This window comes from Sedimentisphaera cyanobacteriorum, from assembly GCF_001997385.1.
Classification (GTDB): Bacteria; Planctomycetota; Phycisphaerae; order Sedimentisphaerales; family Sedimentisphaeraceae; genus Sedimentisphaera; species Sedimentisphaera cyanobacteriorum.
Genome location: NZ_CP019633.1, coordinates 1 through 12050, shown reverse-complemented (window position 1 = coordinate 12050; position 12050 = coordinate 1). Strand labels below are relative to the sequence as shown.

Below are 12050 nucleotides of genomic sequence, written 5' to 3'. Positions count from 1 at the left end.
TGTTTAAGTGCCTGATAGATATGAGCTTATGTTAGAAATTTCTAATAATCAGTTTTTTTTTGTTTCAGATTAAATTTTTCATTTGAATATTAGTTCTAATATGATAAGGAGACTTTAGTTTTTCATGGCAAAACTTGAAATTTGTTTTATTAGAAAGGGATTCTTATGAAAAAATGTATTATGTTAATGGCTGTGTTGGCCATTGCCGGTTTTTCAACTGCCGGTTTTTCAGTTTCTTACACGGAAATAATTGACGATGGGGCAGACTCAGGTCTTCAGCCCGGCCAGGATATTGATAAAATATACATGGCCGAGGATGCTTCTAACTATTATTTCAAAATGGACATGGTTGGTGCTATGAGTCTTACCGGTAATAATTTTGCTGGATACAACGGCATCTATATTGACTTAGACCAAAACGATAGCACAGGTTTTACTGGCAGCAACTACGACTATTTCCACAGCAGTCTTGATGGGTTTGAATTTTTAGCAGATGCGCATTTTGGCGGAACTGTAAGCCTGAGCAACACAGTTAATCACTACCATACTCTTACCTCTCCAGATGGTCTTGATGCAGGCAACAACTCAACATGGGACGGTTCTTATACTATCGAATACAGAATCGATAAAGAATTTTTTGATGGAGATATGTTCTGTCTCGCAGGTGCAACTGTAGAAGAAGGCTCTGAGCCTGAAAACTATGACACTACCAGTTCATATTGTGTACCTGAACCTACCACTATGGCATTATTAGGAGCTTGCGGACTATTTTTAAGAAAACGCAAAAGCTAATTGACTGATAGAAGTAAATGACTCATTAAAGCCTCAATCCTGCCGATTGGGGCTTTTTTTGGTTTAAATTCAATTTTTAAACCGAGACATAAGTTAAAGCTCTGCATTTTAATTTTAGAAAAGAGCAAAAAAATTGACCGCAAGGGATATATACTTAAAATTTTTAGCTGCATAAATTAAACCGAAACTTTATTAAGGGAGCTTAAAGTGCATTTACGAAAAACAGTAATACTTTTTATATTAGGGACATTAACATTGTGTTTTGCACAAGAACGCCCCGAATGGGACAATCCGAAAATAATTCAGGTAAATACAGTTGCCCCGCACTGCTCGATGAGTTTGTACGACTCGTTCAAGGCCGCTAAAAATGGCGGCGAATCCAGCCTCCAGAAGACTCTCAGCGGCGAGTGGAAATTCAACATAGCTGAAAAACCCTCAGAAGCACCGAAAGACTGCTTCGGCGCTGACTATGATGATTCAGGCTGGGATGATATCACCGTTCCCTCCTGCTGGCAGATGGAGGGCTTTGATTTTCCGATCTATACGAATGCCAAATACCCCTTCAAGAAGGATAAATTCCGCGCTCCCAGAGATTTCAATCCAGTAGGCACATACCGCAGGGAATTCACTCTGCCTGAAGGCTGGAACGAAAGAAGGGTTTATATCCATTTTGAAGGCGTTGAATCTGCGTTTTACCTTTACATAAACGGAAAGCAGGTTGGATACAGCCAAGGCAGCAGAACTCCTGCAGAATTCGACATCACAGAATACGTTAATTCCGGGGAAAACACAATCGCAGCACAGGTTTACCGCTGGTCTGACGGTTCTTATCTGGAGGATCAGGACTTCTGGCGTCTCAGCGGGATCTACCGCGACGTTTATCTCTACAGCACAGATTCTGTGCATATTCGCGATTTCACTGTCCGCACCGATCTTGACGAAAATTACGAAGATGCAAAACTCGAGCTTGCAGCGGAAGTGATAAACAGCTCAAGCAAAGAAAGAAAGCTGCGAATGAGCGTTGATTTATTCGATGTGGAGGGCAAATCGGTAACCTACCCCACCTCAAGGAATACAGAGGTTAAAAAAAGCGAAACAGTGAGCTTTGATATTAACGTAAACAGCCCTGAGAAATGGTCTGCTGAAAACCCATACCTCTACAAGCTCGTAATCTCTCTGCTGGATGAGAAAGGCAGAACAATTGAAGCAATTCCGTGGGATGTAGGCTTTAGAGAAATAGAAATCAAAGACAGCCGCATTCTTGTAAACGGCAAGCCTGTAATCTTCAAAGGCGTAAACCGCCATGAGCACAACGCCGAACGGGGCCATACCATCAAAACCGATGATATGCTCAAGGATATATTCACAATGAAGCGTTTCAACGTGAATGCGGTAAGAACCTCGCATTATCCGAATATGCCGGAATGGTATAAGCTTTGCAATAAATACGGGCTTTATGTTATGGATGAGGCAAACATAGAAAGCCACGGTTTCGGCGTTGGGATGGACAGCAAAATTGCCAAGAATCCCGACTTCGATGATGCCCATTTCGACCGCGTAGAGAGGATGGTAAAACGTGATAAAAACCACGCAAGCATATTCTCGTGGTCTATGGGCAACGAATTCGGCGAAGGCCCGGGGATTATCAAAGCGGCAAACTGGACGCGCAAGTACGACCCCACACGCCCTATCCACTGCGAAAGCTCATCAGCTCACGGGACTGGTCAGGCGGCAGATATAAACAGCAGGATGTATGCAAGACCTTGGAAACTGGAGCGAATTGCTCAAAGCACGCCGGAAAAGCCATTCCTGCTGTGCGAATATTCACACGCAATGGGCAACAGCAACGGCACTCTTAAAGAATACTGGACTGAGTTCTACAAAGACAACCGCGTTCAGGGCGGTTTTGTCTGGGACTGGATGGACCAGGGACTCACCCAGCCCGTGCCTGAGCAATACCGCAAAAGCTCAGGACTGGAAGAATTTTACGCATACGGAGGCTGGTGGGAAGATGAGCGGGACATACATACAAACCGCGACTTCTGTATGAACGGCCTTGTTGATTCAGGCTGCCAGCCTAAGCCGGGACTGCATCACCTGAAATACTGGCAGCAGAATGTTAAGGTTGAGCCGGTAAATGCTGCGGAAGGCGATTTTAAAATTATGAACCGTTTCTACTTTACCAACCTCAATGAGATATATCAGGGGCAGTGGTCTCTTACCATTAACGGCGACGAGCTTGCTACCGGAGAATTTGATATAGACCTGCCTGCCCAGGAGACAAAAGAAATCAGGCTGAAGACACCGAATATCGAACCCGACTACGGCAAGGAATATTTTATAAACGTTGGATTTGTGCTCAAGGAAGACACCGCCTACGCCCCAGCGGGCACTGAAATGTCACTCGAGCAGTTTAGACTGGATGAATACCTTGAACCTGAAAAAATAGATTCAGGAGAATTTCCTGAAATCAAATATCAGACAAAATCGGATATACTGCTCGTAGGCAACGAAAATTTCTTCGTTAAAATCAGCCAAAAGACAGGGCTTATTGAAGATTACACTTACGGAAGCCTCAAACTCCTTGAAGAAGGTCCGAGGCCTTACTTCTGGCGCGCCCCGACAAACAACGACAGAGGCGCAGGACTTAAAAACAAACTGAAGAAATGGGAAGATGCAGGGCTGAGCTTCACCGCTGAAAACGTACGGCAAGATATGAGCGATAATATTGTGCGGGTAATTGTTGACGGCAAGCTTGAGAAGATCAACGCAGACTTCAACATTCGCTACCAAATCTACGGCAGCGGAGATATACTCGTCGATACAAAATACGTTCCAAGCAGCGAAAAAGACAAGCTTATGTTCAGATTCGGAACAAGGATGGAAGCTGTCAAGGGGCTGGAGAGATTTTCTTGGTTCGGACGCGGCCCGGAACCGAGCTATCCGGGCAAGACAGCTCAGCCCATCGGCCTTTTCTACTCTAAAGTAAGAGAAGAATGGGTGGAATACGCTCGTCCTCAGGAAAACGCAAACAAAACCGCTGTAAGATGGGCAGCACTGACAAACGAAGAGGGCTCGGGAATTATGTTCATCGCTGGCGAAGAGATGCTTAGCGTAAACGCAAAACACTTCACCGACAAGCAGATGCAAAGCAATGACTACACCTTCCAGATGGAAGAGGCTGAAAATATTATTGTAAATGTTGATTACAGGCAGCTCGGTGTAGGCGGGATGAACAGCTGGGGAGCTTTGCCGGCAGAGCAGTACAAGCTATTCAACAAGCCAATGAGCTTCAGCTATCGCATCTCACCTGTAGAAGGGGCTCAATTCGAACAAACCTACAACTACAGACTGAAATAACAGCGGGCTGAAATATTAGATTTCATTAAGGACGCTTTAATCATAAGGCGTCCTTTTTGATGCGCAGACTGAGCTTTCACAATAATTTGTAATATATTTCCAGAAAACTTTGTTAAAAACACAAAAATAGGTTTGAACAGGCGGGTAAAGTTTTGTAAAATAAATCTAATTGATTTAATCTTTATACGAAAGGATTTGTATAATGGATGTTTTTAAGGTTCACGGCGGAACCTCTCTATCGGGAAAAATTCGCGTAAGCGGATCAAAAAACTCAGCCCTTCCTCTAATGGCAGGATCACTTCTGGCTTCTGGAATTACAACTATCAAAGATGTACCTGTGCTTTCGGATGTTTTGTTTATGCAGAAGCTCCTTGGCGAGATTGGAGCTGAATGCAGGCGAAAAGAAACGCATACCCTAAGCATAGATGCCTCCGACATCAGCAAACCCTACGGCGACTACGAGATAGTGCGCAAGATGAGGGCGAGCATCTGCGTTCTCGGGCCGCTTCTTGCCCGCTGCGGGCATGCTGAGGTTTCAATGCCCGGGGGCTGCTCTATCGGGACAAGGCCTGTTGATCTGCACATCAGAGGACTGAGAGAGCTTGGCGCGGATATTCGCATATCCAAAGGATACATCATCGCAAAAGCACCCAAAGGCCTCAAGGGCAAAAAGATATTTCTCGGAGGGCCATTCGGTTCGAGCGTTCTTGCAACAGCGAACGTTATGATGGCTGCAGCACTTGCAGAAGGCGAAACGACAATCGAATGCGCAGCCTGCGAGCCGGAGGTGGTAGATCTTGCAAACTTTCTCAAAACTATGGGGGCAAAGATATACAACGCTGGCTCGCCGGAGATGCGGATAGAGGGAGTTCCCGAGCTTCGACCAACAAACTACCGCGTTATTCCGGACAGGATAGAGGCGGGTACATATATGGTAGCAGCGGGGATTACAGGCGGAGACCTCGAGATAGATAACTGCCGGCTCGACCATCTCGGAGCAGTAAGCGATGCTCTTGAAAAAATGGGAATGAGGATTAAGAAAACCGAAAGCGGATGCCTCATAAGCTCAGGAAAGGTAATTAAGCCTGTTGATATTACAACTCAGCCTTACCCGGGCTTCCCCACAGACCTGCAGGCGCAGTTTATGGCAATGCTTTCAGTCGCTCACGGCAACAGCGTGGTTACAGAGAAGATTTTCCCGGACAGATTTATGCATGTCCCTGAGATGACAAGAATGGGGGCACTGCTCCGAAAAGAAGGGCAATGTACTATAGTAAACGGAGTGCCCGGGCTGACATCCGCACCGATTATGGCCTCAGACCTCAGGGCGAGCGCTGCGCTTGTTCTGGCCGGGCTGGCTGCGGAAGGCGAAACCACAATCAACCGCGTTTACCATATCGACAGGGGTTATGAGAAAATCGAAGAGAAGCTTAATAAAGTTGGTGCGGAGATAGTGAGAGAAAGCGCTTAAGATGGACGAAGTGGTAATATACAGCGATGGGGGATGCAGCCCCAATCCCGGTCCGGGGGGCTGGGGAGCTGTGCTCATTTCTCCCAAACATCCAGACAAAACCAAAGAGCTCTGCGGCGGAGAAAAGGATACTACAAACAACCGTATGGAGCTTACCGCTGCTATTAGGGCTCTGGAAGCCCTCAGACGCCCGTGCAAAGTGCATTTTCACACCGACTCGCAGTATCTGCAGAAGGCATTCGTAAACGGCTGGCTCGAGAAATGGCAGGAAAAAGGCTGGAAAACCGCCGGCAAGAAGCCTGTGAAGAACAAAGATCTCTGGCTTAAACTTCTCGAGCTTACAGACGTACACGATGTTCAGTGGAACTGGGTTCGAGGACACAGCGGCGATAAATACAACGAACTCTGCGACAGACTCGTGGCAAAGGCAAGGGAAAATCTGAACGGCTGATACGGGCTTTCTACACTTTTAACACTTAAACGTTATTTGCAGGCCCGCAGGTTAATAATTGAATAATATTTCGGAGAAGCGATGAATAAAAGAGATGTAGTAAAAACGGTTCTCAACGGCAAGACTCCTCCGTATGTACCTTGGTCTTACAAGTTTACACAAGAAGCAAATGATCTGCTCATTGAACACTTCGGCACAGAAGATATAGACAAAGCCGTTGACAATCACATCGTCAGGCTGGGAAGCGATATTGGCTTTTTCAAAGATCTGGGCAGCGGGATCTATCAGGACGTTTTCGGAGTAAAATGGGACCGCACGGTTGATAAAGATATCGGCGTAGTTTGCGGTAAGGTGTTAGAAGAACCGAGCCTTTCAGGATACAAATTCCCCGATCCATTAGACCCGCGTTTTTTTGAGAATATCGAAGATTTGATTTCAAGATATTCAGATAGCTTCCGGCTTTTTGAAATTGGTTTTTCGCTCTACGAACGTGCCTGGACAATGAGAGGCATGGAAAACCTGATGATGGATTTTTTTGACCATCCGGATTTCGTACACGAGCTGTTCATTAAAATAGCCGACTACAACATTGCACAGCTTGAAAAAGCTGCTGAGTATGATATAGACGCCGTCTATTTCGGCGACGACTGGGGGCAGCAGCTCGGCCTGCAGATGGGTCCGAAATGCTGGAGAGAATTTATCTTCCCGCAGCTCAAAAGAATGTATTCGGCAGTAAGAGACAGAGGCAAATACGTTTTCATACATTCCTGCGGTGATGTTGACGAGCTTTTCGATGATTTGATTGATGCCGGGGTAAACTGCTTTAATCCATTCCAGCCGGAAGTTATGGATATATTTGAACTGCTGGAAAAATACAGAGGCAGAATAACCTTCTTCGGCGGGCTCTCAATGCAGGAAACCCTCCCATACGGGACAGCAGAAGATGTAAAATTGGAGTCTGAGAGGCTCTTGAAGGTTGGTGCGAAAGGCAGTTATATCTTTTCCCCGTCTCACTCGGTTGAAGGAGATACATCCCTTGAAAATATGCTCGCATTTATTAACAAAGCAAAAAATCAGGACGGATATAAAAACAGCCTCGCATAATTTGTTATCCTAATCAAAAACATTGTTTTCATCTCTAAGGGTGTATTAGAGGACATAACTATGCAGAAAGAATACACTTTCTTCAGGACCTTCAGTTTATTTCTTATAGTTTCATTTCTCGCAGGGATTTTTGCGTCTGCTCAAGCCGGCAATTCTGAATTGCAGAAATTAGATTTCAAGGCGGAAGAATTCAGATTGAGTGATGTGCGTCTGCTTGAGAGTCCGTTCAAGGCGGCTATGCAGCGGGACGGGGAGTATCTTTTGAGATTAGAGCCGGACCGCCTGCTCGCTTGGTTCAGGAAGGAAGCCGGCCTTGAGCCAAAGGCAGAGGTTTACGGAGGCAGTGAATCTAGTAGAGGCGCAGGGCACAGCCTCGGGCATTACCTTTCGGCCTGCGCTATGATGTATGCCACCTGCGATGATGAAAGATACAAGGATAGGCTCGATTATATCATTGATGAGCTTGCCCTTTGCCAAAAGGAAATCGGCAGCGGGTATGTGGCAGCTATTCCTGAAGGCAAAAGGGGATTTGAGGAAGTTGCAAAAGGAATAATTCGTTCTTCAGGCTTCTATCTAAACGGGGTGAAGGTGCCTTGGTACACAAATCACAAGGTTATGGCCGGTCTGCTGGATACTTACAGTTTGACAGACAACAAGAAGGCCAAAGAGGTGCTTGTTAAGTTTGCAGACTGGGCGATTGAAGTTACTAAAGATCTAACGCCGCAGCTATGGCAGAAAATGCTCCACTGCGAATACGGGGGAATGAATGAGGTTTTGGCAAATTTATACGCCATTACCGGCGAGGAAAAATATCTATCCATAGCTAAGAAATTCTGCCATAAAGACGTGCTTGACCCTCTCGCTGAAAGAGAGTACAGTTTAAAAGGCCTGCATGCCAACACGCAGATTCCCAAGGTGATAGGTGCAGCGAGGATCTATGAGCTGACCGGTGAGAAAAAATACAAAACCATCGCAGAATATTTCTGGCAGAGAGTTGTAAATCATTACACCTACGTAAACGGCGGGAACAGCACCTTCGAACACTTCGGGACTCCGGATGAATTCTCCGACCACCTCGACGATACAACCGAAACCTGCAACACCTACAATATGCTCAAATTGACAAAGCATCTGATGAAATGGCATCCAGAAGCCGAGCTCGGAGATTACTGTGAAAGAGCTCTGTTCAGCCACATTTTAGCAAGCCAGCACCCTGAAACCGGTATGATGAAGTATAAAGGCTATCTTGAAATGCCCGCAAAGAAACACTTCTCAACGCCGTTCAATTCGTTCTGGTGCTGCGTGGGAACGGGGATGGAAAACCACGCCAAATACGGCGAAAGCATCTACTTCCATAAAAACAGCTCGCTCTATGTCAATCTGTTTATCCCTTCTGTATTAAGCTGGGAGGATAAGGGGATAACTGTTCGGCAGGAGACAGAGTTCCCTTATGGAGATAAAGTTAGCCTGCGTTTTGAATGCAGAAAACCGAAACGGCTGAAGGTGCTGATGAGAAAGCCTTGCTGGGCAGAGAATTTGTCTTTGAAAGTTAATGCTCAGCTGATAAAACCTGATCTGAGCGATAATGGATTCATCCAGATCGAAAGGGTTTTCAGGAATAACGATAAAATTGAGCTCAGCTTTTCAAGAGAGCTCAAAATTGAAAGTATGCCGGATAACGCCAATCGCATTGCTTTTGTGCACGGGCCGGTTGTGCTTTGTGCTGACCTTTCTCCGGACAAGCCGCTTCCTGTTATTGCTGCAAATAAGGAAAAGCTGCCCTCTTCCGCTCAGCAGATACAGGGCAAACCGCTTCATTTCCGGATTCCCGAGGCAGCAAAAACAATGACAAAAGAAGCCGAAAAAACCGTAGATATAATGCTCGTTCCGTTCTTCGAGATTGCAGATGAAAAGTATTCGGCGTATATAGACGCATTCTCGCCGGAGCAGTGGCAGAAGAAGAAAGGTGAATACCTCAAGAAGCAGAAAGAGCTTCGCCAATTGGAGCAGAGAACAGTTGATGTGCTGAGAATCGGGGAAATGCAGCCGGAACGGGATCATAACCTCACGAGCAGCAAATCCAGAACTGGCGAATTCAGCGGGAGAAAATGGCGGGATGCCTACGACGGCGGCTGGTTCGAATTTGAAATGGACGCTTCGCCCGACAAGCCGCTGGAGCTTATATGCACGTACTGGGGCTCAGACGCGGGCAATAGAAGATTCGATATTCTCATCAATGGAAAGAAAATCGCGGAACAGGTTTTAAAGAACAACCGCCCTGCCGAGTTTTTCAGTGCCGCATACCCAATCCCCGAATCTTTAACTGAGGGCAAATCGAAAGTTACTGTTCGCTTTCAGGCAAAACCGGGCAGCACCGCAGGAGGCGTCTTCGGCAAGTGCCGCTTAGTAAAACAAAATGCAAACGGCTCTGATTAAAGGATTTCACTAATTTTGAGCTTTATTTTACTGCTAAGGGGATATGATTAAAATTGAATTGAAAGACTTAGCGGGAAAAAGATGACACAAATTTATGCCTTATTGAAGTTTTTTATCCACAGATTGCACTGACGGCACAGATTTTTGTGAATGTAAAGCTTTGATATAAAACAATTTACAAAATTTCTTTGTACTCTTCGCGCCCTTTGTGGTTCAAAAAATTCGCCCGCCCCAAAAATCCTTGATTTGAATTGCGCTGAAAATTCAGACCAAAACTGACCCGCCCCTGCCCTACAAGCTCAAAAAGCTCTCAATCACCTCATTGAGGATAAAAGGGTCGCCGGTGGCGTGGTCTAACCTGGAATAGAGAGGCACGTAAAGCCTGCCGTCCTGCTGGTATCTTTGGCCGAAATAGAATATAGGCCTTCCTGTATCGCGCTTATTGAGATGAACGCCGAAGGAGGTAAACCTCATATAGCTGAGATTGCCGATGAACCAAATGTTTTTCCAAATCTCATTTGGCACGGGGCGGTAGTCTGAGGGGCTTTTGCGTATTCTCTCCAGCCCCCTGCAATACTGCTCTGCGAAATCTGGAAAGCTCAGCCTTGCGGGGCTGTCTATTATTATCTCCATAAAGCGTTTATCCCCTCCCACAGCCACTGGAAAGAAGAGCGGTAGATTATCAAAGCAGTACCAGCTGCCTTCGATGAACCTGTATCTGAGAAACTCGATTCCGGATGCGGCAAGAAGCAGCTTATGAACGAGGAATGAGGTAAAAGTTGAATTTATGCCTGCAAAATCCCGGTCATATTTCTCGCGAACAGATGTAATATCAAGCTGGAGGGTCATATGCAGGTTCGGGTCTGCAATTTCGCTTTTATCGTGGAAATATTCGAGGGCAAATTTGGGGTAGTCTGCGAATCTGGACAGATCAACCCTGCTGCCCTCGAACATCTCGAGCAGGTCTTCGAGTGAATACCCGCCCTCTACTTCAAAACTTTTCGTATTGCTCATATCGTCCAATGCTGATTAACTCTGAAGATTTAACGAATCTGACACCTGCTTCAACACAGAGCCGATCTTCTCGCTTCTCTTTAATCCTCTGTGCTTCCAGTCAACAGTTGCATTGGATTCAATCAGGGACTGAACCTTCCTGCAGGCCTGTATTACAGTGCTGTGATTCTTGCCGCCGAAACACCCGCCTATTTCGGGATAGGACATATCGGAGTGTTCGCGGAGAAGATACATTGCAACTGAACGGGCAAGGCTCACAGTTTTGGCCTTTGCCTTCGAGCGGAGCTGGCTTGAAGATACGTTGAAAAACGAGGCTGTAGTTTCGATTATGCCTTCTGCATCCGGCCCGGATCTCGCCCTGCTTACCATATCTGAAATCAGATACTGAGCTGAGCCGAGGGTTATCTTCTTCTCCAGAAGCAGCTGCTGGGCAGAGAGCTTTTTCACCGCCCCCTCAAGCTCGCGAACGCTCACTGTAACGTTATGGGCTACGTATTCAATCACTTCCTGCGATATTTTGAGCCCCATTTTGGCCGCCTTCGTTTCTACGATCTTCTTCCTCGTTTCAAATTCAGGCATCTCCATTTTTACTACCATGCCCGAGACAAACCTGCTCACAAGGCTCTCAGTAAACTGCTCAATCATCGTCGGATGAGAATCGGAGGCGAGAATTATCTTCTTGTCTGCATGGTCTATGGAGTTGAACGTATTGAGAAATTCTTCCTGCGTACCTTTCTTGCTCGCAAGGAAATGCACATCATCAATCGCCAAAACATCCACTCCTCTGAACCGCTTGCGAAAGCTGTTCATATCTTTACGGAGGGTGCTGTTTACGAACTGGTTTGTAAAATCCTCTGCTGATATATACTTGCACTTCAGGGACGGATTGTTTCGCGTTGTCTCGTTCACTATAGCCTTCAGCAGGTGGGTTTTTCCCAGACCGTAGCTCCCGAAGAAAAACAGCGGATTGTACAGATCGCTGCCGGAACCCGCGCACGCCCTTGCAGCCCTGTGGGCTATTTTATTTTTCCTGCCTACAATGAAATCATCGAGATTGTATCTGCCTGTTCCAGCGGGAGAATCTTCCACCACAACAGGCCGTGCTTTGGGATATTTGAGCGGTTTTTTTGCATTTGCAGGCTTCAAACGCCTTTCTGAGCCCTGCTGACTGGGCTCTCTGCTCACCACAAAAGAAATACCAACTTCACTGCCCGATACGCTGCTGCCAGCTTCCTCTAAGATAGCAAGATAGTTCCTCCTCAACATACCTTCCATAAAGGAATTAGGGACCAATACCTGAAGCTTGTCTTTCTTAAAGGACAAATCGAGCTGTGAAAACCACATTTCGTATTTTTCCCGTCCAATCTTTTCGAGCAAATACTCCTTTGCTTTGGATTCGGGGCTGTCCTTTAGTTTAGTCAA

At 46.1% G+C, this 12050-nt stretch carries 8 protein-coding genes; 6 read left to right on the top strand and 2 right to left on the bottom strand.

Annotation, left to right across the window (positions count from 1 at the left end):
* Positions 1-186: 186 nt before the first annotated feature.
* From L21SP3_RS00040 to L21SP3_RS00015, 6 genes are all read left to right on the top strand, one after another.
* Positions 187-792 carry a PEP-CTERM sorting domain-containing protein gene (locus L21SP3_RS00040; RefSeq protein ID WP_161488008.1) on the top strand — a complete coding sequence of 202 codons (606 nt, stop codon included), beginning with the start codon at positions 187-189 and terminating at the stop codon, positions 790-792.
* A gap of 207 nt (positions 793-999) precedes the next feature.
* Positions 1000-4152, top strand: coding sequence for a glycoside hydrolase family 2 TIM barrel-domain containing protein (locus L21SP3_RS00035; RefSeq protein WP_123785093.1), 3153 nt, complete (start codon positions 1000-1002; stop codon positions 4150-4152).
* Positions 4153-4354: 202 nt separating this feature from the next.
* A complete protein-coding gene (murA, locus tag L21SP3_RS00030) occupies positions 4355-5623 on the top strand; it encodes a UDP-N-acetylglucosamine 1-carboxyvinyltransferase (protein WP_077538316.1) in 1269 nt (422 codons plus the stop codon).
* Position 5624: 1 nt separating this feature from the next.
* Positions 5625-6074 carry a ribonuclease HI gene (gene rnhA / locus L21SP3_RS00025; protein WP_077538314.1) on the top strand — a complete coding sequence of 150 codons (450 nt, stop codon included), beginning with the start codon at positions 5625-5627 and terminating at the stop codon, positions 6072-6074.
* An 81-nt stretch (positions 6075-6155) separates the two neighbouring features.
* The gene (locus L21SP3_RS00020) at positions 6156-7178 is read left to right on the top strand and encodes a uroporphyrinogen decarboxylase family protein (protein ID WP_077538312.1); all 1023 of its coding nucleotides are present in this window, start codon (positions 6156-6158) and stop codon (positions 7176-7178) included.
* A 60-nt stretch (positions 7179-7238) separates the two neighbouring features.
* Complete coding sequence (locus L21SP3_RS00015) at positions 7239-9614, top strand: glycoside hydrolase family 127 protein (protein WP_077538310.1); 2376 nt, start codon at positions 7239-7241, stop codon at positions 9612-9614.
* Positions 9615-9905: 291 nt separating this feature from the next.
* Here the strand turns inward: L21SP3_RS00015 and L21SP3_RS00010 are convergent, their stop codons facing one another.
* Together L21SP3_RS00010 and dnaA are read right to left on the bottom strand one after the other, a co-directional pair.
* Complete coding sequence (locus L21SP3_RS00010) at positions 9906-10628, bottom strand: CatA-like O-acetyltransferase (protein WP_077538308.1); 723 nt, start codon at positions 10626-10628, stop codon at positions 9906-9908.
* A 15-nt stretch (positions 10629-10643) separates the two neighbouring features.
* On the bottom strand, positions 10644-12050 hold the full coding sequence (dnaA, locus tag L21SP3_RS00005) for a chromosomal replication initiator protein DnaA (protein ID WP_193791086.1): 1407 nt from the start codon (positions 12048-12050) through the stop codon (positions 10644-10646).